Origin of the sequence: Thalassoglobus neptunius (assembly GCF_007859735.1) — a bacterium.
In the GTDB taxonomy this organism is placed as follows: Bacteria; Planctomycetota; Planctomycetia; order Planctomycetales; family Planctomycetaceae; genus Thalassoglobus; species Thalassoglobus neptunius.
Genome location: NZ_SIHI01000022.1, coordinates 35438 through 58341 on the forward strand (window position 1 = coordinate 35438; position 22904 = coordinate 58341).

Here is a 22904-nt window from a genome sequence, read left to right on the forward strand (position 1 = left end):
TGAACGGCACCTGTTCAATTTCAGCTATTGAGTCACGAGAACTGCTTTCCGGACGCAAAAACAGTCGTCTCCAGAGAAGATGAGATGCAGCGTACGTCCATCTTCGCTCATCCATTTTGTCGGAAAATCGCCATGTTCTCCGGGACCGATATCCCACGCCGGGACGAATTCGACCGTCGTCCAGGGTCCCCACGGTTCGGGGGCATCGTAAATCCCGAATCCTCCTTCGAATCGAGTATCTCCACGGTCAGGATGACCAGGCGGTTGAGGAATGGCCTGCCACCACAGATAACGATTGAGACCGGGGTTGAACGTAATTGCTGACCGGAGACACGAGTCAGGATGTTCGAAAACCGGTCCTCTTTCATCAATCCGTTTCGACCAGACCGGCTGCTGATTGGCATCTCTGCGAACAAAGAATTCCCATGCATCCCGCTTGAGAAGATGATCCTTATGGGCGCGCATCAGGACAAAATGATCCGCCGGGCTATCCGCATTCGGCCCATCATGTGAATAGGCATACACAAACTCGTCCCGCGCTCCCTGGTAGTCTCGCCCAAAGTTGACGAACCCCATCAGTCCAAACTCTTCGAACTTCCAATCGACAGTGGACCAGGTTCCTCCATGATCCTCTGACCATGCGAGAGTTGATTCTCCGCCCTGAAGATTGTTGTGTCCGAGCCACAGACAAAGAACTCCGTCGACAGACAGAATTCCCCATGACTTTCTTCCATTTCGTCCCTGGCCGCGTTGTTCGATTGTTGGCGAACGAAGATTGACTCCGCTGAAGTCCGTCGGAGAGCCATCGATTCGAACAAGCCCCAAGCTGAGTTTCTCTTCCAGTTTCGGCTCAAATCCCCATCCGTCCCCATATGTCGAATAGAGCGATCCATCCCGTGCCCATGTGACCGGCCAGTTATCACCGCCTTTCGCTTTGCGTATAACGGTTTCCATCGGAGCCCACCGGACATCACGAATGATGTTGCTTTTCGGATACGGGGGAAGTCTCGACGAATTCTGCTGAGCAGGAATTCGCCTGTTTAACCCCTCACAAATCAGCAACGCCAAAGCAATCACACCAAGCGTTTTCATTCGACTCATTTTCATGAAATGATCCACCCGGATTCAGTCGAAACTCGGTTGAGATACCCCATCGGACCTCAAACTCTCGACGCTGAGAGTCTGCCGAACGTTGTTCACGAGAACAAGAATTTGAGTCCTATCGTCAATGTTGTGCGGACAATCGGTCGCTTCGGCTTCGATGATATCGAGAAACTGGAGAACCGCCTCCCGATCGTGCGTCCGGCGGACCTGATGAGCGAGGACTCCGATCACTTTCACCAGATGAACAGTGACGGAGAAGGTGTTCTGCGAATGCCGACGAATTTCGTCGAATGCGGTTGAGAACGCACTGGAGAAGCGAAGTGGAAACGCGATGACTCGAACTTTTCCATCTTTGTCGCGGCGGCGAGGGTCCGGAAATTCTCTCTCCGCGAGCTTGGCCACGGCTGCTCCCAGGTAGTTCAAGCAGGCAATCGCGGTCTGTGGATCATTGATTCCGGGAGAAAGGGCCCGCACCGCGACTTCGACCAACTCCAAAATTGCACATTCCACATCTTGCCGTGGAGTTCGGCGACTTCCCACGAGGAAACATTGATTGATCTCTTTGTTGACCTCGTCAATATCTGCGACGGAAGAAGCCGCTGCAATCGGCATTTCTTTGATGAGAAAGTCACCGGGCCGACAACGCAGTTGAATGACAAGATCTTCCTTGCGGGCGAGATGCAACAACGTCTCTCCGTCGATTGCCTGAAGGTAGCCTTCTTTGGTCGATCGAATCGTACTCCCGGTGCTCACAGCATCTGACTCTTCGTCCGCCGCATCGTCGTGTTCATGGCGTGATTGACCAATTTCCTCCGGAAACAATCGATCAATCGCATCGGACAAATCGTGTGCGACGCTTTTCACCACATTCGTCGCCTGAATCGCCTCTGCAACATGGTTGATAAACGAAATGAAGACGACGAAGCTCAGCATCCCGCCAATCAGCCCGACCCCCACGGACAAATGAGGAACAAACGTCCCGAAGTCTTCATCGCCCCGGATCGCCCATAGAAATCGTAAAGCAATAGAGACTCGTTCCCAAAAACGTCGCAAGAGTCACCTGGGCAATGTCGTGATTCAGGAACGATCGCAATAACCGCGAACCATACATTGACGAGGTTTGAGCGAGCGTCAGCATTGTAATTGAGAACACGACACCTGTGACGCCAACCAGCGAGCCAGCAAGAGTCGTCATCGTCGCCATTGCGGCCGACGAAGTCGTCGTGGCCCAGGAAATCGCGGGAATTCTTTCTGCACGAACCGTGGCATCGACGTTCAACATCAAGACAGCAGCGATGAGTGATACCACCAGCCCGAGCGTCGGAATGAACCATAGGCTATTGCGGACACGATCCCACTGGTTGATCAACCACGTTTCAAGCATACGACCTCTTTTGCAACCAAATTTCCGATGATTCGATAGGGCAGAAACTGACACATCTTACCATGGAACGACTCAATCCGGTGCGGAAACCTCTAAAACCGGTGAGGCGAAGTATTCTGGAGCGAATCGCAAAAATGGAGCGGCGTCTACAGACGTTTCTCCGATTTCTGATCAGTCGGAGATTTATCGCTGGGAACAGCATCGACAACAAATACGTCGGCTCCGCCAGCACGTCGACGACGCAAGTATTGCTCAAACCACTTCATCACCATTCGACGATACGTGGCTCTCGTCGTCGGGATCAAAAGGCTGAAACCACAAATGTCTGTCAGAAATCCCGGAGTCAGCAAAAGAGCGGCACCGATCAGCACGAGAACTCCATCTGCCAACGCCTGCCCGGGCATTTGCTGATTTCGCAATTGCGTTTGAAGCTGACGTAAAACGCTCGCTCCCTGTTGCCGAGCAAGCCAGGCGCCGACGATTCCTGTCAGGAAAATTGTTCCGATCGTCACCAGCAACCCCGTTCCCATCCCCCAAGCTTCGGACACGTAATGGTGCACTTGAAGCAGGACGACGAGTTCAATTGCCGGAACGATTGTGAAGAGCAGAAAGAGACGGTAAATCATGTCACGATTATGACAGTGCAAGCGTGGAATCCAAGGCGACGTGAAGGCAAGATGTGAACAAACGTTCGGAATTCCCGATTCAACTCTGCTTGAAACGAGCTGCGCGACTCGAAATTCGCTTCCGCAACATGCTGAAAATTTCGACGTGAGGCCCCACTTGAAACAGCATCAATTGATCTCAAAGTTCCGCAACAGCAAAGATGAACGATGCTCCACCGAGCCTGTATCGAGTCGATATTGATCCTCTGAGATGAAACTCGCATTCATGCGTCCAACCGTACATGGTTTCAATCAGACCGCCTCAAACGGTACGATACGCTCAAGAACACCATTCTTCCTCTTGCAAATTCGGACGCAGGCTCTTTCAATCCGATGAGTCTGCCCATGCAAGTCGATGATTTTCATTCGGACAAAGCTCTCAAAAGTTTCTATCAAACATGAAGTTTCAAGAACCTGTCGAACGTCTGGTCAACTTGCTCGATCCCGAAGCCAATCAAATCTTCAACATGAGTGTTGAGGACGCCTGCAGCGTGGTACAAAGCGGGAACGTTGCTGAGATTCGAAAGATTGAAGGACATTTCGCACTGCTCGCGAAAGAAGGACAACTCATTCGCATGGCACGGTCGCTGGGACGCCCAATGCGGTATTTTCTGGCCAAGCGTACCGAAGGCCCGTGCCTGATCGTTGCCGAAAGAATTGATCAAATCGCGGAATTTCTGGAATCTGAAGGGCTCGATGGACAGTTCCATCCGAGCTATACACGAATGGTTCCAGCACACCACCTTCTGGAACTCAAACTGATCGGGTGTCCGGATCCAAACCCCGTCACGCGCCGATTCTTTTCGCCGAAACAAAACACATTGCCATCGAATCTCGATGAAATCGGAGCTGCGTATATCGGCGCACTTGAAACCGAATGCGAACGATTTCTCGACTTCGTTGGTTCACAAGAACCGCTCGGAGTCTTGTTCTCCGGTGGAATCGACAGCGGAGCGGTTTTTCTTGTCTTGTACAATCTCTTGCTGAAACGCGGTGAGTCTCCGTCCCACTTGAAAGCGTTCACGCTCTCCATCGACGGATCCGGCTCGGACGAAGTTCAGTCGCGTGATTTCTTGAAGCAGCTAGATCTCGAACTCTTTCTTGAACCAGTTCCTGTCACAGCCCAAACGATTGATTTTCGTGAAGGGATTCGTGTGATGGAGGACTACAAACCGCTCGACACTCAAGTGGCGACGTTGGCAGTCGCACTCTGTCGAGAGATTCGCGAAAAGTATCCCGACTGGAAGTGGCTGATCGACGGCGACGGCGGAGACGAGAACCTCAAAGATTACCCTATTGAAGAGAACCCCGAGTTAACGATCCGGAGTGTTTTGAACAACGTCATGTTGTATCAGGAAGGTTGGGGAGTTGATGCCGTTAAACACTCATTGACTTATTCAGGAGGTCAAAGTCGCGGTCATGTCCGCTCTTGGGCACCGGGACGGATGTTCGGTTTTCACGACTTCAGCCCGTTTGCGCTTCCTAATGTCATTGAAGTCGCTGAAGGAATCCCTTTTATTGAGTTAACTGACTGGGATCATGAAAAGCTCTACAACTTAAAAGGAGAAATCGTTTCGCGTGGTGTGAAAGCAGTCACTGGATTCGACATGCCGATTTACAGAAAGAGACGTTTCCAACACGGAGTCACTCCTGCAGGCGAGTTCGAAAATTTCTTCCCACAGGACGAACGTGTTTATCGCGAAAGCTTCCACTCGCTCTATCGTTAGAGCAACTTCTTGATTCGTCGAAAGCGATTCGCACAAGCAAACGCAGTTTTCTCCGACCGAATTCGGTTCACGCGAGTGCAGAGAAACCATGAAAATGGTCTGATGAAAATCAATTCCCGAACCACTCAACAGATTCGTGCCGCTCGCCCAGCCCGCAACCCGGTCGTCCCGGAGAAACCGTATGCATTTTTCGTTGAGAAAGAACACAACGCATCCGGTGCCGTTGTCGATGTCGCGACGCTCCTTCTGACAAATGCGGAATGCCCTTTCACCTGTCTGATGTGTGATCTCTGGAAAAACACACTCCCTCGCTCAGGCCCTGAAGTTTCAATAGCGAATCAGATCCGAACAGCCCTCGGTGAGTTGCCATTGGCACGCGAGATTAAATTATATAACAGCGGAAATTTCTTTGATCCGAAAGCAATACCTCGTCATCAATACGGTGAGATTGCAGAACTCGTCCGCCGCTTTGATACTGTTATCGTCGAAAACCATCCAAAGCTTTGCGGGGACGAATGCAAGCGATTTCGCGATTTAATCGCTCCCGCCCAATTGGAGATTGCCCTTGGATTGGAGACGTGCCACCCCGAAGTTCTCGCTGCCCTCAACAAAGATATGACACTCACCGATTTCGACCGAGCGACTGATTTTCTAAATCAATCGCAAATTCGAACTCGAGCTTTTGTTTTACTGCGTCCTCCTTTCATGAATGAGGCGGAAGGCATTGAGTGGGCCGAGCGAACTGTCACATTTGCATTTGACCGAGGAGTCAGTTTGTGTGCAGTCATCCCAACACGGGCCGGAAACGGAATCATGGAACAGCTGGAGTTGGAAGGGCATTTCTCTCCTCCGGAAGGTGATTCAATGGAACAGATCCTGAGTCGCTGTCTTGAGATGAAACGCGGACGAGTCACCATCGACCTCTGGGACGCAGAGCGTTTTTTCTCTTGCGAAAACTGCCGTGTGAAACGGATTCAACGTCTCCAGAATATGAACCTCACACAAATGATTGAACCTTCGATCGAATGTGCGGAATGTCGGAGTTGAAGCCAGTGACTCATTGGGACGTCGTCATTCTGGGAGCCAGTTTCAGCGGAAGCTTAATCGCAGCGATCCTCGCTAAGAATGGCCTCAACGTCGCACTCGTGGACTCAGCCACTCACCCGCGATTTGCGATTGGAGAATCGTCGACTCCATCTGCTGACCTGATTCTTTCCAGCCTCGTGCAAGACTATGAACTCGACGAACTCGCACCGCTGTGTCGCTACGGATCATGGACTCAAACATACCCGGAAATTCGATGTGGATGTAAACGCGGTTTCAGTTATGTCTGGCATGGAGGAGATTCCGGCTATCAAGCGACCGCCAATCACAACTGTGAGTTACTGGTGACAGCAAGCGAATCCAATGAACTCGCGGACACTCAGTGGTATCGGACGGATATCGATCAGTTCATATTCGAACAGGCCATCAATCTCGGAGCCAGCGACTGGACATCGTCAACCATAGAAACGATTCAACATGTCGAGCCCCAAAGTTGGTCTCTCGCCGTCACTCGAGCCGGACAAACCGAGCGGATGCGAGCGGACTTTCTGATCGATACATCTGGGGCCAGCGGGGTGCTGCTTTCGTCGTTGGATATTGCAGATGTCACTCAGTTACTCCGAACGAACACAGCTGCCGTCTTCAGCCATTTCGATCACGTCCCGTCATGCGAGGACTGGCTCGCACAGTCTCAGGCGAGGACGAAGGACTTCCCGTATTCGATTGATCATTCAGCAGTTCACCACGTGACCGAAGAAGGATGGCTTTGGCAATTGAGATTTCGCGGTGGTCCCACCAGCGTTGGTTTTGTGACAACTCCAGATTCGAGCGAATTTCGCGAGATGAAGCCGATCTTCGAAACAGGCCAATGGGATCATCCCAAAAACCGATTTCCGGCCAGTCTGTTTGGGGGGAGTCAGTGCTCTTCCATCCCCGGACAAGTCTTCTCAACGGGGCGTCTGCAAAGGTTGCGAGAATCCGGGGCTGGGCCAGACTGGGCAGCTCTCCCTTCGACCGTGGGCTTCATTGATCCACTGCACAGCACCGGGATTGCTCACTCTCTCAGCGGAATCCAGCGACTCGCGAAAATCATTCTTTCCGGGAACTCAACGTCGGCAAGAGAACAACTCCAGGCATATTCCCAGTCGATTCTGACCGAACATCGTTTGATCGATGAAATGGTTTCGGGGTGTTACCGATCGCTCTGGAGTTTCGAATTGTTCTCAGCCTGGACGATGGTCTACTTTGCCGCTGCGACGACTTTCGAGAAGAACTACAATTCCGGCCGAAGAGACTTTCTCTGCAGCGACGATTCGTCGTTTCTTAAGACGGTCTCGCGACTCTCTCAATCTCTTGATCAACTCAATGCTTCAGGCCGTTGTGAAAAACGCATCGTGGAACATCTCAACTTTCTCCGCGATCAGCTTGCTCCCTACAATCACGTCGGCCTGTTCGAACCGTCGATCCCTGGAATGTACGCGAGGACTGCGGCAGAGAAGACTTAGATCTGCCCAATGACCCCGATGCATTTGCTCGTGTGAACTTGCAGAAACGGCCGAGGGAAGCGTCTTCTCACGGAACGATGGAGTTCATCGCACTTTCTCCAATCGATTCGGTGCGTTCGAACTGGAGAAGGGCAGTGGTCGGCGTTTTGACCTCCCTGATTTTCTGATACCCCGACCGTAGAAGAAGATTCGTAAGCCCAATCAAACCACCTCGTCCCAAATCAGTATCGGTCCCAGCCACGACCCATAACTTCGACTGTGCATGCTCTGAAAGAAATTCGAGATAGTAACGGTTCAGGTTGATGTCATCGATCCAGACCCATGGGAGGGCAGTCCGCTGTTGATCAGCCGGTAGATAGAATCGCCCCATTCGACAGGCGATGTAATCCATGAGCACAGGATCTTCGAACATGACCGGCACGAGGCGACTTTCAACCAAACCGCTTCCCACGATGACAGGCTGATCATCGAGGGATTCTTCATCCAGAATCTTCGCCATCTCTCTCCAGTTCATTGCGGCAGACGTTGAAAGTTTTTCCGGCTTCCAGAGAACTCCTTCGCTAAGGCACCACGTCACGGAGATGAGGCAGATCGCTGCCAATGTTGCGATCGGTCTCCCGAATCGATGGTCCAGCAGCCCCCCTAAAAACGCTGCCGCTGCTGGTAAATAGATAACGCGGTATCGATCTTCAGCGAGTGTTGGAATCCACTGCGATGCAACTCCCAGAAGCAACACACCACCGAGACCCCAGAACGCAGCGATTCCGAAGACTCTCCAATTCGGAGCGGAACTTTGCGTGGATCGCTTGAGCGTTAAACTGGAAATCAGGACCGCAAGAAGAAGTGAAGCCGGGAAAGCTGCCCACCACATCGGTCCTAATATTTCCAGAGTCGACGGGGGAGTCGGGCGAAAATTGAGGATCGCAGACCATCTTGCCATCCGAACGAGACTCGGGACCAGCGGAAGAACAGAAAGAGCGATGAAGGCCATCGCCACGAGCGTTCTGATTCGAGGTCGAACGGTGTCTTCTCGTGTCCAGGCCCCGATCCCCAGCAGCACGATTGACTCAAGGGCGATGAGTGGAGAATTTAGGTAGTGCGTCCATATCAATAGAACACCGCATCCTCCCCATGCGACAAGTGTATCCCATCGGCAGGGTTGACGAAGTCGAAGAGCGGTGAGCCAAAGACTCAAGGCGGACAACCCCAAACTGACTCCGTAGGGACGCGCGAGGCGCGACCACTCGAGAGAAGCTGGAAGGAGGGCAACAATCAACGACGCGAGGCCCGCTGCCCGGGTTCCGAAGAGTTCACGGCTCAGAAGAAAGGTGCCCGTGATGGCCAGAAGATAGCCCATGTACGACGGGAGCCGGATGGCGAGTTCCGATTTCCCGAACACTTGCATCGCGACCGATTGCAGTGCGGAGGAGAACGGCGGAGTCGCTGAGTAGTTCAGGCTGCGCTGCCATAGACTTTCCGGATTGTCAGACCCGGCGATCCAGTAGGCGACATGCTCATCCAAAACAAGTGGATGCGTTGCGACACCTTTCAGAAAAAAGAAGCTCCCGATGGCAACACCGAGCACAAACAAAAGAATGTCAGGAAACGACAATCTTAACGGCTGTTGCGAATCGGATTCGTTCATAGTTAATCGCTCGCCATCCATGGAGAGAAGACGGTTTAAGACCTCGACATTTGCAACGTGAACAAATCATTGCCTCGACAATTCACGTCCGTTCAACGATCGGAATGCATTCCCAAAATATTGCCGCGTGAAAGTGGTCACCGAGCTTCACATAAGAAACTCGGTCGATCATTCTTTGGTTGAATGGTGGTGTTTGAGATGCTCTGGAGGGTGATACCCGCCAGCTTGCAGAAATGAGACAAGATCGACAATTTCCTGCTTCTCAAGCACGTTCGCAAGCCCTGCAGGCATCGGGGAAATCATTGAAACATGTTGTTCCTCAATTTGTTTCTTTCGAATTCGCGTCACCTGATCGGGGATCAACAGGTTCGAAGCGATGTGATACTCGGTGTCTGTTTCTTTCACAACAACACCGGTCAGAATTCGACCGTTGGTCAGCAAGAACTGAACGTTCTGAAAATCCTTGTGAATCTCTGAGGACGGAACGATGATCTGCTCCAACAGCTTCATTCCCTGAAATCGCTCGTGAACTTTCGTCAGATCAGGGCCGAGATTCACACCGTGACCGTGCATCTGATGGCACTGAGTGCAGCGTGCTTTCGCGAACGCCTGCATTCCCCGCATGATCGTTTCGTCATCGTCGGCGACTTGAAGGTTTGCAAAGTCCTCCATCACCCATTCCTGAACGAAAGTCGGTTCGCGTTCCGCGCGGAGACGCTCTGCTTCTTCAAGGTCATTGGCGACAATCAAATCTCCCTTCATAATGACCCAGTGACCGGGAAACGTACACACGAACGGATAGATTCCGGGCTTCGAAGGCGCCTTGAATCGCAGCACGTCCACCTGAGTTTTCCGCGTCGGCCCAATCATCGGAGAGGCATGCAGAATCAGATTTCGTTTGTCCGAAGGAAGAAAGTCAGAGTTCGCATTCTTCGGATCTTTTGCCATTTCGTTGGCTGCCATCCCGACTTCTTCAAGAGCGCCGGGTTTGACAATTACGAGGTTGTGGTCGGTCGCGTCCGGGTTGGAGAACACAATTTTGACCGGTTGCCCGACGAGTGCGGTGATCTCTGTGACTGAATACCGCATCCTCTCCGGAAGGCAGGAGATTCGTACGGTGAGAAGATCATCTTGAAGATCGAATTGCTTCTGAGATGCGGACGGATTCGGTTCTTTGAGTTGGCTACTGCTTCGAAGTCGTGCGAGAATCGATTCGACTTTCAACTCTGGTCGATCTTCCCAATGTCGAACCATCGAAGCTGCCCCGAATGCTGACTGAATTGCATAGGCAAGATGACTTTGGGCAGGATGCTGAGCCACTTCAAGCAAGGCTTCAAAGGCGGGCTCTGTACCGATATACGTTGCCGCGATGGCTGCTTCCATTCGAACAAGTCCATTCGAATCGTTCGCGGACTTCTTCAGAAGTTCAATCGCATCGGGAAGAGATGCGTGCCAGTAGCGGAGCTGCTGCGTTGCTGCTGCTCGTGCATGATGGTCATCACAAGCGAGAACCTCTCGAAGAAGTTCTCCGTTCCGTTCGTCGATCCACCGGTATGTCCAGATGGCTTCCATTTGATGGTGCCGGTAGCGAGGGTCGGAAGAGTCGAGACCTTCAACCCAGGAATCGAGCGCCTGCAAAACTTCCTTCGGACCGCGATCTCTGAGCTCACGCTTGGACCAGTATCGAATCCGATATTCGGGGCGTTTGAGATTTTCGACAAACTCTAGGACTGATGCATCTGCGATTTTCGGAGATTCACTCAATGGATATCCCTTCGCTGTGATTCGCCAGATTCGACCGGAATGGCGGTCTCGACGTTCGTCTCGAAGCGAATACTGAGCGTGCCCCTTCACCGGGTTGTACCAGTCACACAGATACATCGCGCCGCGAGGCCCATAGCGAAGGTCGACGGGAATGAAGCTGAGATTCCGCGAAAAGATCAGATCACTGACATACTCTTCTTCGAACCCGAAGGGGGTTTCGTTCCACTTATGAATCTCCAGGCGATTCGTCGGTTTATAGCGGGCTTTCAAAAACCCGCCTTGAAGGTCTTCGGGAAAGGACGCGAAATCAACAAACTCGTGACCGCACGTTCCGGAGTATGCCTGCAGACCGGCCGGTTTCGGATGCTGATTCGGATAGACAGGATCGAGCGAATGAAACGCCGCAGCGAAAATCGGATGGCTGGCGACATGATTTCCCCAGTCGTCGAATGTGACTCCCCAGGGATTCGTGCTGTGGTAGGTTCCAAAGCTTGTGAGACGATGCGACTTCGGCTCGTAGCGAAACCAACCACTGTTTTGCTGGCGAACGGGCCCGTAGGGAGTCTCCACCTGTGAGTGATGAAAGATCGACTCACGAAAGAGAAGGTCACCATCGGGAGTCCAGGTAAAATCATGCAGTGCATGATGTGAGTCCTCGGTTCCGAATCCGGTCAGCAGCTGTGTTCGACGGTCAGCCCGATCGTCACCGTCGACGTCTTCGAGGAAGGTCAGATGCGGCATCTCGGAGACGTAGACGCCGCCATCGCCAAACTCGAAAGAAAGAGGAATATGGAGATCGTCAGCGAAGATCGTTGACTTGTCAGCCCGTCCATCCTGGTCCGTGTCTTCAAGAATGACGATTTTATCGTCCGGTTCGTTCCCGGGATAAACGTGAGGATAGGTCGTCGAACAGCTGACCCAGAGTCGGCCCTTATTGTCCCACCGCATTTGGATCGGCGCGCCCAGTTCAGGAAACTGCTCTTCTCCGGCAAAGAGCGTGACTTCGAATCGAGGGTCAATCTCGAACGAGGCGAGTTCTTCATCTGCCGTCATCCACTCGTTGGCGCCGCGGGACTCTTTCGTCTTCGGAAGCGGAGGGATGTTGGAATCGTCGATCACATCTTCGGTCGGTTTCCCCTGTGCGAGATCCCAAATCCGTTCCTCGCGGTTGGCAACCATCATGTCAAAATTGCGCATCGCCGGAAGGAAGTCGAGATACCCGTAAGATTTGTTGCGATCACCCGTATAGTAGAACGTGTTCGCGGGACGGTATCGCCGGAAATACTGACGATCTTTATCGACAATGACGTCTCTTAAATTGGCATCGATGGCAGAAGCTTCTTCTCCAAAGAGACCTTGATAAAGAGCGCGGGAGAACAGCTCGTCACCATGTTCGTTGAGATGAACTCCATTCACTGTCCAATCAGTGTCATTAGCCAAGAATGTCGCGTTCGTTTCGTCGAAGACGTCAACGAATCCGACTTGCAAATCTTCTGCCACACCCTGAATCACGTCCCGATACCTGGAAAGGTTCTGATTATTCAAGTCTGCTGCCGGGACGTTTGTAATGTTCTCGCAGGCAATCGGAGAAACGAGTACGATCTGCGGTCCGCTCTCTCCATTGTAAGCGTGTGATTGAAGATGTTGGACGTGTCGCGTGAGAGACTTCCGGAAAGCTTCGAGCCCCTCATCGCCGTTAAAGGACTCGTTGAACCCGTACGCAGCAAAGATGACATCAATTTCTTCATGAGTCAGGTGCTGATGGAGATCTGCAAAATTTGCGGGACGCGGTTGCAGGTCAGGGGTGTCAGCACTCCACGCCAGGTTCCGGACAATCAATCTGTGTTCCGGATACTTCTGGTGGAGCAGGGCTTCAAGGTTTCCGTACTTCTGAGTTCCTTCGAGAAGAGAGTTCCCGATCAGAGCGATGCGATCATCGGGATGAAGCTTGAGCGGGAGCGTCGTTTTTCGTGGAGTTGTCGTTGCGGCTCGGGGTGCCGTTTCGTGATAGATTCCGTATTGAATCAGATCAGGATCTTCTTTGGGTTCCGAGTTTTCCGTCCGGGTATTCTTTGCGTCGTTGACTCTGCGTTGACGAGACCGGGAATCTTTCGACTGGGCCGGAAGGCTGTCGAAAGAAGTGACTAAAAATGTGAGGAAACTCGCCATCACGAAGACTTCCACAACACGTATTCGAGATAACTGTTTGCTCATTGTTAGTGCTTTCCGCGAGGCAAGGAATGAATTGTGTTCGGGTTCTTAGCTCGTGTCTTTGTCAGTAACCGAATAACGACTTCAGTGATCGTTCCGACTCATCGGATTCTCTCCCTAGATGAGAAACTCGACTTCGCGAATCGAGCGAACGAGGCACTTCGATGAATTTCACTTTAACTCCTGGCGATCAACGGGTCGAGAATCGACCCGGAGGAGATCTGCATTGGTCGGTTCAGCCGGTCGTGAATTTCGGTCGTTGGGTCAATCCCCATCTGTGACCAGAATGTGGCGAGCAAATCGGCCGGGCTGACGGGATGACTCGCCACTTCTGCCCCTTTCGAGTCACTCTCTCCGTACACGATTCCTGGCCGAAATCCTCCGCCGGCCAATACAGTCGAATAGACATTCGGCCAATGGTCGCGACCAGCAAGATTGTTGATCACCGGAGTCCGACCGAATTCTCCTGTGTTCACAACGAGTGTCGACTCCAACATTCCGCGATCTCTCAGATCGTCGACAAGCGCAGCGAATCCCTGATCCATGGGAGGAACGATGTGTCGATATCGATTCTCGAGATTTCCGTGAGTGTCCCACTTCTGGTTGAATTCATTAAACGAGACGAATTGAACCCCCGCTTCGACCAGTCGTCGTGCCAGTAACAGCGACTGCCCGAGTCGATTTCGCCCGTAGCGATCACGCATGGCATCCGACTCTTGACTCAAATCGAGCGCTTGCCGGACTTTCCCATCGACCACAAGTTCGAGTGCCGATTGCCTCAAGTGATCGTGCCGAGTCGCGACATCGGCATCGAGGATTCTTGCAACAGATTCCAGCTTCTCTGTCAAAGACAATCGCTTCCGAAGCCGCGGAGGAGTGAGCCCCTCTGGAATAGACAGCGAGAGTGGCTGATAGTTGGGTGACGCAGGATCTCCTTCGATGACGAACGGATCGTGGAGGCTTCCAAGAAACCCTCCGTATTGTCCCGGCATGCGGTTGGAAGGACCAGGAATGCTGAGCCAGTTCGGAAGAGAGACGCTTCGTGGCACGCTGTGCTGGCCGGGGAAGAGATAGTTCAGAACCGCCCCCGGTCCCGGAAAGTCGTCGCCGTGTGCTTCTCGATCCCGGTCCTGCTGATTCTCCGATCCGGTGAGAGAAATGTACGTCCCGGCAATATGGTTGGTGAACTTGTGTGTCATTGAGCGGATGACGCACAGCTGATCCGCAATTCGGGCGGAATGAGGCATCAGCTCGCCGAAACGCACATCCGGGATGCTTGTTTCGATCGACTGAAACGGTCCACGAACTTCGGAGACGGCATGCGGCTTCGGATCAAAAAGGTCGATGTGACTCGCACCTCCCTGAAGGTGCATGAAAATACAACTGCGATGAGGAGGCACAGCCTCTTGACCGGCATCGGCCGAAAGCGTTTTCCCGAGCAACCCGAGTGCCCCGATCTGAAGCACAGATCGCCGAGCCAATGGAATTCCTTCAAGCATCGATTGCATCTCCAAAGGGCGGTTTCACAGTGCAGCTCATGCAGCCAACAGTGCAACTCAATCAAACAATTGTGTTTTCGAATATGTGGTGTCCGTTGTAGTGGTTCGGGAAAGTCGTTGGCAAGCGCCTCGCCCAAAAGGAGACAACAACCCATCGCGAAGCTCCGTCAGTCTTCGCAACGCATTTCATAACACCCGATGTTCAGTGGGACGCGAAGGCGTATAATGAGAACGCACGTCATTCAAATATTGAGTTGAAACATCGCCGAAAGCTGAAGGTGACTTTCATGGATCTGATCGACCGATTGTTCGACAAACTCTGGATCAGTTTTTGCGAGATGAATCCGCAATCAAGTGCTATTGTCGAGATGCTCACAAAACGGGGCGAACGTGTCGTGAATGACCATGTCGCCTTCCGGACATTCAACGACCCGCGCGTGTCGATCGACGTTCTTGCGAAACCGTTTGTCGAAAGCGGATACGCAGCGAAGGGAGAATACCAGTTTCCGCAAAAGAAACTTTTCGCCCGTCACTACGAACATCCACTCCCTGAACGACCGAAAGTATTTATCAGCGAACTGCTTCTCGAAGAGATGTCTCCGCAGCTGCAGAGCACTGTGCAAGAGCTACTCTCTGAGGGTGAAGAACTCATTTCGAAGGCACCGGAACTCTGCTTGCTCGGTCGTCCATGGACGGTCACCAGCCAGCAATACACGGCTCTTTCCGAAGAAAGCGAGTACGCCGGTTGGCTCTCCGCTTACGGATACTGTGCGAACCACTTTACGGTGCTCGTGAATGCACTCGCGCACATCGACAGCCTCGAAGAACTGAATTCTCTCTTGAAAGAGCAGGGGTTCGAACTGAATTCTGAGGGGGGTGAAATCAAAGGATCACCTTCGGATTTCCTCGAACAGTCATCGACTCTCGCATCGATGATCGACGTCAATTTCGCCGACGGACCGATGCGAATTCCCGGCTGTTACTATGAGTTCGCGAAAAGATACCCAATGGCCGACGGAACTCTGTTCAGCGGATTTGTTGCCAAGAGCGCCGACAAGATCTTCCAGAGTACCGATCGACGCAACGCCAACTAAGGACTCACGGAATCCTTCATTTCTGGAACGAGTAAATCGCCCCCAAATTCAGAATCCCGGTCAGTTCATCAAGCGCTGCTTGCACTTCGTCTAAGAGCTTGGGATCGGCAAGATCGGGCAAAGTCAGTTCGTCTCGATAGTGCCGGTTCACCCAGTGCTCCAGCGTCGATGCGAGTTCGGGTGTCAAACGGATCGACGGACTCATCGCTTGCAGTTCACGTTCTGTGAGAACCACTCGCAGCCGAAGGCAAGCGGGGCCGCCCCCGTTTTGCATACTTTGACGAAGGTCGACAAATTCGATTCGCAAGTTCAGAGCCGAATCCTGTCGAAGTTCGTCCAAAACTTCCATGACCGATTCTGACTTCCGACACTCTTCGGGACAGAGCAAAAGCATTTCCCCCGTTTTCAGTGTCACGAGTTGACTGTTAAACAAATACGTTCCAACAGTTTCCTCAAGCGACAGCCGATCTTCTGAGACTTCGATCACTCGCATGCCCGGCAAAAGAGATTTCCATTCGTCAATCAGATTGGATTGTTGGACGAACGCCGCCGAATGGCAGAACAGCGATCTCTCGTTCGCGACTGCGATGACATCGTTATGAAAAACTCCTGCGTCAATTGCGCGGGGTGTCTGCTGCACCACACTCACCCAATCCGGATTGAGCAGATGATTGCGTGCGATGGCTTCGCATGCTGCCCGTGTTTGTCTCGCTGGAAACTTCCCTGGGAGCTGAGATTGAGGAAGTTCCGGGCTGCGACCATACACGAACACTTCGAGACCGCGTTGTCCGTACTCGCTTGAGACTCTCATGTGATTCGCAGCCCCTTCGTCCGAGAACTCTTCCGTCGCGGGAAGTGGATCGTGAATCACGAAGTGTTGAGAGTTATTAAAAATGGTTCTTAAGACCGTTGTTGTAAATTGCGTTTCCAACCGGCGATGAGGAGTGCTTTGCAGATTCGCGGGTGTGAAGTGAACTCGCCCGTCCTGCGTATCAGCACTGGGAGAAACGGTCGCCGCGTTCGCCGTCCACATTGCCGATGCACTCGAGACGCTCGAAAGAAGATCGGGATGTTCTTGCAGGGCCTGAGCGAGAACTTCTTCATCCGTTCCAGTCAGCCCGAACACTCTCAACGCGTCGATGTCCGGGCGATAGTGAGGCGGCAACACCCCTTGCGGGATCGAAAGCTCTGCGAGTCGTCTCATCTTACGGAGACCTTCCAGCGCAGCCCGTTTGGAATAAGAAACCTGATACCGGTGACTTTGCGAAGCAATGTTTCCGGGAGCAAGCCCCCCATAGTGATGCGTCGGTCCCACAAGTCCGTCGAGATTCAATTCAACCGCTACAGCAGCCTCGTTCACAATTCAACTCCAGGCAGTAACTGGTCGGGAAGTTCAAGGACCGGAGCGGAAAGAGAAGCAACCGGAATGTTGCAGGAATCGATCATAAAGAATCCCGCAGGCCGGTGGTTTCCACTGAGCCCAACTCCTCCGAATGGAAGCCGACCGCTTGCTCCGGTTGTCGGTCGATTCCAGTTCACAAGACCGGAACGAATTCTCCGCTGAAACAATTCGTAACGAGAAGAATCATCGGAAATCAGCCCAGCGACTAACCCGAAACGAGTTCGATTGGCCTCAGCGATTGCTTCGTCGAAGGATGAAGTCCGAACCACTTGCAGCAAGGGCCCGAAGATCTCTTCATCGGGACGCTCGGCGATGTCCGTCACATCGATCACCCCCGGTGAAATGAAGGCCGGTCCGTTGGGGAGCCGACGTGCTTCAACCAAAATTTTCCCGCCGATCGATTTCAAATGACTTTGCTGCTGAAGGACCTGATCGACAGCGGAAGAGGAGACGAGCGGTCCCATGAACGGTTCGGGATCGTCACCACATGCTCCAACTGTCAGTGTTGGAATGACTTCAATCAACCGATCCAGAATTTTCTGATTTCCGTCTGGGAGAATCAGTCGACGTGCACAGGTGCATCGCTGTCCAGAAGTCACATAGGCCGATTGAATCACCGTATAAACAGCGGCATCAAGGTCGTGGACTTGATCGACGATCAATGCATTGTTTCCGCCCAGTTCGAGAGCGAGAAGTACTTCCGGACGAGCTGCCAGAGCCTTCGAGATTGCAATTCCTGCAGGCACACTTCCCGTAAAGAGAACTCCATTGATCTCAGGATGATCGACGATGGCCACTCCCGTCTCTCGTCCTCCCTGGACAAGGTTCAGAACTCCCGGAGGAAGGCCCGCAGCTTCCCAGAGTTCGACTGTTTTCTGTGCAACGAGGGGAGTTAATTCGCTCGGTTTGAAAACGACGGTATTCCCTGCGAGCAGCGCCGGGATGATGTGTCCATTGCTGATATGACCAGGAAAATTAAACGGACCGAATACAGCCATAATCCCGTGAGGCATATACCACGTTTTCGCGGAACCAAATTTCTGCGGTGACTCGATCGGGCTGCGCCGCTCCTTCAAGGCATCGATCGAAGTCGGAATCTTCGCAATCATCGCCTGAACTTCAGTCTTCGACTCCCAGTAAGGCTTGCCGACTTCTTCGCTGATCGCGCGAGCCAGTGAATCCTGATGTTGATCCAGTTCCGCTCCGAATGCGTCGAGAATCTCAATTCGTTGGTTGAGTGGCAGACCTGCCCATTGCTCAGCTGCATTCCGCCCGGCCTGCATGGCTGAATTGATATCGTCGGAGGTCGAATGACATCCGTTCCAGAGAACTTCACCGGTTGCCGGATTCAGAGAAGAGAAGGACTCCCCCGATCCCGAAGTCCAGCTTCCGTCGATCCAGTTCTTTCCCTCGTGAGTCATCGTTGATTCACCTTCCCGAATTGGAGTCACGTAAGTTCCATGGTTGGCTCTGAGCCCCTTTGGGTGTGACATGCCGCACGATGTCTCCCAACTCGATCTGCAAAGCTTCTGCAGTCGACCGTTCGATCGTGACTCCTTCTGAGCTCAACTTCAGAGAAGCCGTCGTCGCTCGAAAGTTTTGAGACGTATTGCCGACAATGCGAAGCTCACCATCTTCGATGTGATCAACGAGTTCGACCACACACGCACCACGGCTGTCCCGAACTGCACGAATTGAATCGACCGCAGCTTCGAGAATTGGCCCCGCCTCGAAAATATCGATCATCTGATTGAATCGAAAACCTTCCGACTCAAGTAGCTTTCTCGCTGGAACGGTGTTCTCGTGAACTTCTCCAATGACCGCCTGAGCCTCTTGAGGAAGAAGATTGATATAAATCGGATGAACGGGCATGAGGTCACCGATGAACTCTTTGTTCACGATGCTTAAATAGTCTGCTTTGGGAAACTCGAGATCGAAGAAATGCTTCCCGATCGCATCCCAAAACGGGCTTTGTCCCTGATCGTTGATCACTCCTCTCATTTCCGCAATCACCTGCGAATCGAACAGGTGCGGAAACTGTGCAATCATGAGAAAGCGAGAAAGCGAAAGAAGTCGTCCGTTGCCGCCGTGCCGATAGTCCGGATGAAGAAACAGGCTTCCGATTTCACAGGGACCGTCGTGCTCTGCAACCAGATGAAGAACAGGCACTTCCTTGCGAATCTGAAGCATTGTCGATTCGTGAATGCTCATTTCGATTCGATAAGCATAAAACGGTTCGAATCCGCCGACCTTCGATAATATCCCGGAGGTCCCAATCACCCTTGAGCTTGATAAATCCTCAAGGACGAGGAGATAAGACTGTCCGCGCGGAGTTCCTGAGGGAATATTTGCAAACGACTGAACGGATTCCCGGACACGTTTCTCCAGAAGTGCGTGATCTCGCGGAAGTGTCGTCAGTCCGAACGAGGTCAGATCCGCAAGCGATGCGAGATCATCGAGATCGTCAAGTTCGACTGGACGGATGACAAACATATTTCCCCTCCGTTGTTCACGATCTGTACGCATTAAAACGCACCAAATGCCTGAAACTCTTCCTCATCGAAATACGCTCTCCAGCATTCTACGCACTTCGTCCCGTTTCGAACGGTGGAATTTGTTTGTCAAGTTCTGAAGCGATCCATTCCTGAAATGGCGACTTGACTTGAAACGACTTTCCCGGAATTCTCAATTCGCACGACCGTCTGCCGAGTGAGTCCGTGAACCATTCGACGAAATAAGACGACGTAGCCGCGCGATCCGATTCCTGAAATCACCCCAGTTCATTTAACACGTCACCAATGATCTCACAGACCTGTTGAATCTGTTCATCAGTAATGACCAGCAGCGGCGGAAGCATGCGCACCCGTGTCGGATGCTGCCCAGCTGGGAACGCGATGACTCCGGCATGGAAGAGTTTGTCGAGAAACTCCTTCGTCCGCTCCGGGCTTCCATCAAAGACAGAGAAAGCGATCATGCCGCCGCATCCCCAGGGACCGTGAATCGACTTTTTGAACTTGGATTGCAGCTTGTTGAGATGCTTGGCAAAGCGCTCGTGAATCTGCATCGTCCGGCCTTCGGGGCCCAGGAAGTTCTTTTCACGAAATTCATTGATGATGAAACGCGCTGCGTAAATCGCTGATGTGGCCCCCGTAAAAGTCTGACTGACGAGACCCGGACGAGGCTTAAATTCCTCGGTAAACAAAGTGGCACAAACCTGACTCATTTTCCCAATGGAAACGACATCGGCATACTCATCCAGTTCAAGATCCTGAAACGCGAAGAGTCTTGAAGTCCGCCCGAAGGTCTGCACTTCATCGAAGAAAATCGGGACATCGTGATCGCGGAGATGATCGATGAGCGTCAGAAAGAACTCTCGTGGAGCGGAATAATAGCCACCTTCTCCCTGAATCAGTTCAATGCACATTCCCGCGTGTCGCCCCGGGTATCGCGAAAGTAGTTTTTTCAGTGCAGCGAGCGAGCGTTCGGTGCTGCCCGTCGGGTCGTCATGATCATAAAACGGGATGTAATCGACGTTAATGTTCTGGGGAAGGCCATCACGATTTTTGGGGCGATCCGTCAGTTGAGCGAGTGCCATCGTCCGTCCGGCGAAGCAGTTTTCGAAAGACAGAATTCGATCGGCCGGGAACTTTGCCTGAAACATCATCTTCAAAGCATTTTCATTGGCCGTCGCTCCACTCGTTGAAAGAAAACAATGGCGAATTCTCGATCCGCTCTCGCGGGCGACTCCGACCACTTCATTGCATAACTTCAGCGACTCGAGATTCTGCTGCAGGTTGCCTTGCATCACCGAATCAGAAATCGCCGCTTGAACAAGCATGTCGATCAAATCGGGATTCGAATGTCCTGCAACATGAACCCCAATCCCGGTGATCATGTCGAACTTGACACTCCCGTCGGCAAGCTCAACAAGCGCTCCATTTCCGAAACCACTTCCCAGAAACGGGTAATACAACGCACCGCCCCGCAAATGCCCGAAGTGTTTCAGCATCACTTCGTACTCAAGCTTGTTCTCGTCCACCGGCGGAGAGGGTCGTGTGAGTGCTTCGCGGTATTCCGAAATCGTTTCTCGAATTAATTGTCGAGCTTTCAAAATTCGCTCATCGTGAAAACACGCGGCCGCTTGGGTTGTCGGATCAGGCATTTGAGTCGCTTTCTAATGTACAGTGTGGGCGTCTTCGGTGTTTTGCTTAGCTCGGCAGGGAAGGGCATGGCCAAAGGTCTGAATTCAGCGTCCAGTTGATGAGTGTGTGGGCGGTGAGAGTGGCTCGCTCCGTGAGGCTGTCCAAAACCATGAATTCGTCTGTGCTGTGAATTCCGCCTCCACGCACGCCAAGGGTATCGACATTGGGAACTCCCCAACCTGCGAGACGATTTCCATCGCAGACACCTCCGGTCGATCTCCAGTTCAAATCAATTTCCAAACTTTTTGCGGTCTCACGAATCTGATCAAACAGAAACTGACCTCGATCGTCGATCGTTTTGGGGGGAGTGTTGAACTCTCCGAATCGTTCGACATCAACACCAAATTGCCGAGAGGCCTGTTGTTGCAGCTCATCAAGAGCAGCTGCAATCGCCGGTTCATTTTCTGATTTCGAGTAACGGACGTTAAAACGAAGGACCGCCATGCTCGGAACCATATTCAATGGTCCCCCTCCATCAATACGAGCGACGTTCAGCGTCGTCCCTTCCCAGTCCCCATTCAATTGATGAATTCCCGAAGCAATGAAGGCTGCCGCAGCGACAGCATTCCTTCCGTCTTCGAAATGCCTTCCAGCGTGAGCGGAAACCCCGACACACCGAATGTGAAAATTCGCCGAACCTTTTCGGTGATGAGCAAGACTTCCATCCGGAAGTGCAGGCTCGAACAACAGCCCGACATGATTGCGTCGCGAGGCTTCCTCCAACAATCGTGCTGATCCTGGGGAGCCAATTTCTTCGTCGGGATTCAAGAGGACTTCCCATCCAAGCTCCCGAATTCCTGAAGACTCAACGTGCCGTTCCAGCGCCTGCAGGGCCACCAGCATCACTGCCACTCCGCCTTTCGCGTCGGCAACTCCAGGTCCATAAAGGTGAACGTCATCGCGTCTGACGGTCTGGAATGGAGACTCTATTCCGTAGACCGTATCCATATGGATCACAAGTAAAACTCGGCGCGGCGCCTCTGGTCGACAACGAATCGAAAGGGCAGGCCCCAGTTCATGCGCGACTAATTCCCCGCGATTGTTGAGTTCTTCGACAGGATCAACGGGAATCAGTTCTGGAGTGACTCCCAACTCAGCAAATTCATGCTGCATGAGATGAGCAACTGTCCCCACTCCGGATGAATTCATCGTCCCGGAATTGACAACAGCCCAGCGTTCTACGAGTCCAATCATTCGGTCTCGCTGGGTTTCGATCCAACTTTTTGCGGAAGCCAATGGGTCCATGGTTGTCGTTCAACTCATGATAATTAACGTGCGGAACAGGGGAATTGTCTGAATTCCTGAAAATTGAAGATCGGAATGATCAACCGATCGCCTCAAAATTCCGGAACAGCTTGAGGAGTCTTGGAACAGAAAGAACTGATGAGTTGTGTGTCACAAGTCTGCCTGATTTCAAGCAAAAGTTCCATCGAGAGGAGAGAAGTTGATGAAGTCTGACGATCATGTGCCGAACCAGTTGGCGTGCTCCCCATTTTCTGATCCAGATGTTATGAGAGTCAACCGACCGATTTTGGTTCGAGGAGACTTTGATGACGAAGCGACGACGACGTAAGCCTGAGCAGATTGTGAAGCTGTTGCAGGAGGGGCAAGCGATGTTGGCGGCAGGAAAGTCGCTGGCTGAGGTGTTGCAGAAGCTG

The 22904-nt window shown here is 52.4% G+C and carries 16 protein-coding genes; 4 read left to right on the forward strand and 12 right to left on the reverse strand.

What is annotated here, in order from left to right; translation table 11 throughout:
* Window positions 1-24 precede the first annotated feature (24 nt).
* The 4 genes from KOR42_RS19390 to KOR42_RS19405 all read right to left on the reverse strand — a co-directional run bounded on the left by KOR42_RS19390 (window position 25) and on the right by KOR42_RS19405 (window position 3114).
* Entirely contained in the window at window positions 25-1092 is a 1068-nt protein-coding gene (locus tag KOR42_RS19390; protein WP_231741016.1) for a DUF4185 domain-containing protein, read from the reverse strand.
* Between the two features lie 33 nt (window positions 1093-1125).
* Complete coding sequence (locus KOR42_RS19395) at window positions 1126-2157, reverse strand: DUF2254 domain-containing protein (protein ID WP_146511496.1); 1032 nt, start codon at window positions 2155-2157, stop codon at window positions 1126-1128.
* Window positions 2093-2488 (reverse strand): DUF2254 family protein, encoded by a 396-nt coding sequence (locus tag KOR42_RS19400; RefSeq protein WP_146511497.1) that lies wholly within the window; start codon window positions 2486-2488, stop codon window positions 2093-2095. Before KOR42_RS19400 ends, KOR42_RS19395 begins: the two co-directional genes overlap by 65 nt.
* A 146-nt stretch (window positions 2489-2634) precedes the next feature.
* Window positions 2635-3114, reverse strand: a complete 480-nt coding sequence (locus KOR42_RS19405) for an FxsA family protein (RefSeq protein WP_146511498.1) — start codon at window positions 3112-3114, stop codon at window positions 2635-2637.
* Window positions 3115-3551: 437 nt separating this feature from the next.
* Here KOR42_RS19405 and KOR42_RS19410 point away from each other — a divergent pair, with 437 nt between their 5' ends.
* From KOR42_RS19410 to KOR42_RS19420, 3 genes are all read left to right on the forward strand, one after another.
* Window positions 3552-4880: an asparagine synthase-related protein gene (locus KOR42_RS19410; RefSeq protein WP_146511499.1), complete on the forward strand. Its 1329-nt coding sequence runs from the start codon at window positions 3552-3554 to the stop codon at window positions 4878-4880.
* Window positions 4881-4982: 102 nt separating this feature from the next.
* Window positions 4983-5927, forward strand: a complete 945-nt coding sequence (locus KOR42_RS19415) for a radical SAM protein (protein WP_146511500.1) — start codon at window positions 4983-4985, stop codon at window positions 5925-5927.
* Window positions 5915-7429: an NAD(P)/FAD-dependent oxidoreductase gene (locus tag KOR42_RS19420; protein WP_197441362.1), complete on the forward strand. Its 1515-nt coding sequence runs from the start codon at window positions 5915-5917 to the stop codon at window positions 7427-7429. The genes KOR42_RS19415 and KOR42_RS19420 overlap by 13 nt, the downstream gene beginning before the upstream one ends.
* Window positions 7430-7496: 67 nt before the next feature.
* Here the strand turns inward: KOR42_RS19420 and KOR42_RS19425 are convergent, their stop codons facing one another.
* From KOR42_RS19425 to KOR42_RS19435, 3 genes are all read right to left on the reverse strand, one after another.
* Entirely contained in the window at window positions 7497-9074 is a 1578-nt protein-coding gene (locus KOR42_RS19425) for a glycosyltransferase family 39 protein (RefSeq protein WP_197441363.1), read from the reverse strand.
* A 168-nt stretch (window positions 9075-9242) separates the two neighbouring features.
* Window positions 9243-13052, reverse strand: coding sequence for a PVC-type heme-binding CxxCH protein (locus KOR42_RS19430; protein ID WP_146511503.1), 3810 nt, complete (start codon window positions 13050-13052; stop codon window positions 9243-9245).
* A gap of 173 nt (window positions 13053-13225) precedes the next feature.
* Complete coding sequence (locus tag KOR42_RS19435) at window positions 13226-14548, reverse strand: DUF1501 domain-containing protein (RefSeq protein WP_197441364.1); 1323 nt, start codon at window positions 14546-14548, stop codon at window positions 13226-13228.
* A gap of 287 nt (window positions 14549-14835) precedes the next feature.
* On the opposite strand from KOR42_RS19435, the gene KOR42_RS19440 reads away from it, so the two are divergent.
* Window positions 14836-15642, forward strand: coding sequence for a DUF1338 domain-containing protein (locus KOR42_RS19440; protein ID WP_146511505.1), 807 nt, complete (start codon window positions 14836-14838; stop codon window positions 15640-15642).
* Window positions 15643-15658: 16 nt separating this feature from the next.
* Here the strand turns inward: KOR42_RS19440 and astB are convergent, their stop codons facing one another.
* The 5 genes from astB to KOR42_RS19465 all read right to left on the reverse strand — a co-directional run bounded on the left by astB (window position 15659) and on the right by KOR42_RS19465 (window position 22491).
* On the reverse strand, window positions 15659-17002 hold the full coding sequence (gene astB / locus KOR42_RS19445) for an N-succinylarginine dihydrolase (protein ID WP_146511506.1): 1344 nt from the start codon (window positions 17000-17002) through the stop codon (window positions 15659-15661).
* The gene (gene astD / locus KOR42_RS19450) at window positions 16999-18465 is read right to left on the reverse strand and encodes a succinylglutamate-semialdehyde dehydrogenase (protein ID WP_146511507.1); all 1467 of its coding nucleotides are present in this window, start codon (window positions 18463-18465) and stop codon (window positions 16999-17001) included. The genes astB and astD overlap by 4 nt, the downstream gene beginning before the upstream one ends.
* Before the next feature lie 7 nt (window positions 18466-18472).
* On the reverse strand, window positions 18473-19537 hold the full coding sequence (locus tag KOR42_RS19455) for an arginine N-succinyltransferase (RefSeq protein WP_146511508.1): 1065 nt from the start codon (window positions 19535-19537) through the stop codon (window positions 18473-18475).
* A 277-nt stretch (window positions 19538-19814) separates the two neighbouring features.
* On the reverse strand, window positions 19815-21206 hold the full coding sequence (locus tag KOR42_RS19460) for an aminotransferase class III-fold pyridoxal phosphate-dependent enzyme (protein WP_146511509.1): 1392 nt from the start codon (window positions 21204-21206) through the stop codon (window positions 19815-19817).
* 46 nt (window positions 21207-21252) lie between these two features.
* Window positions 21253-22491 carry a hydrolase gene (locus tag KOR42_RS19465; protein ID WP_146511510.1) on the reverse strand — a complete coding sequence of 413 codons (1239 nt, stop codon included), beginning with the start codon at window positions 22489-22491 and terminating at the stop codon, window positions 21253-21255.
* Window positions 22492-22904 lie beyond the last annotated feature (413 nt).

What these genes read in the sequence shown, in the direction of transcription:
- KOR42_RS19390 (WP_231741016.1), bottom strand. Translation starts at nt 1,092, where the DNA reads ATGAAAACGCTTGGTGTGATTGCTTTGGCGTTGCTGATTTGTGAGGGG.
- KOR42_RS19400 (WP_146511497.1), bottom strand. Translation starts at nt 2,488, where the DNA reads ATGCTTGAAACGTGGTTGATCAACCAGTGGGATCGTGTCCGCAATAGC.
- KOR42_RS19405 (WP_146511498.1), bottom strand. Translation starts at nt 3,114, where the DNA reads ATGATTTACCGTCTCTTTCTGCTCTTCACAATCGTTCCGGCAATTGAA.
- KOR42_RS19410 (WP_146511499.1), top strand. Translation starts at nt 3,552, where the DNA reads ATGAAGTTTCAAGAACCTGTCGAACGTCTGGTCAACTTGCTCGATCCC.
- KOR42_RS19415 (WP_146511500.1), top strand. Translation starts at nt 4,983, where the DNA reads ATGAAAATCAATTCCCGAACCACTCAACAGATTCGTGCCGCTCGCCCA.
- KOR42_RS19420 (WP_197441362.1), top strand. Translation starts at nt 5,915, where the DNA reads ATGTCGGAGTTGAAGCCAGTGACTCATTGGGACGTCGTCATTCTGGGA.
- KOR42_RS19425 (WP_197441363.1), bottom strand. Translation starts at nt 9,074, where the DNA reads ATGAACGAATCCGATTCGCAACAGCCGTTAAGATTGTCGTTTCCTGAC.
- KOR42_RS19430 (WP_146511503.1), bottom strand. Translation starts at nt 13,052, where the DNA reads ATGAGCAAACAGTTATCTCGAATACGTGTTGTGGAAGTCTTCGTGATG.
- KOR42_RS19435 (WP_197441364.1), bottom strand. Translation starts at nt 14,548, where the DNA reads ATGCTTGAAGGAATTCCATTGGCTCGGCGATCTGTGCTTCAGATCGGG.
- KOR42_RS19440 (WP_146511505.1), top strand. Translation starts at nt 14,836, where the DNA reads ATGGATCTGATCGACCGATTGTTCGACAAACTCTGGATCAGTTTTTGC.
- astD (WP_146511507.1), bottom strand. Translation starts at nt 18,465, where the DNA reads ATGACTCACGAGGGAAAGAACTGGATCGACGGAAGCTGGACTTCGGGA.
- KOR42_RS19455 (WP_146511508.1), bottom strand. Translation starts at nt 19,537, where the DNA reads ATGTTTGTCATCCGTCCAGTCGAACTTGACGATCTCGATGATCTCGCA.
- KOR42_RS19460 (WP_146511509.1), bottom strand. Translation starts at nt 21,206, where the DNA reads ATGCCTGATCCGACAACCCAAGCGGCCGCGTGTTTTCACGATGAGCGA.
- KOR42_RS19465 (WP_146511510.1), bottom strand. Translation starts at nt 22,491, where the DNA reads ATGGACCCATTGGCTTCCGCAAAAAGTTGGATCGAAACCCAGCGAGAC.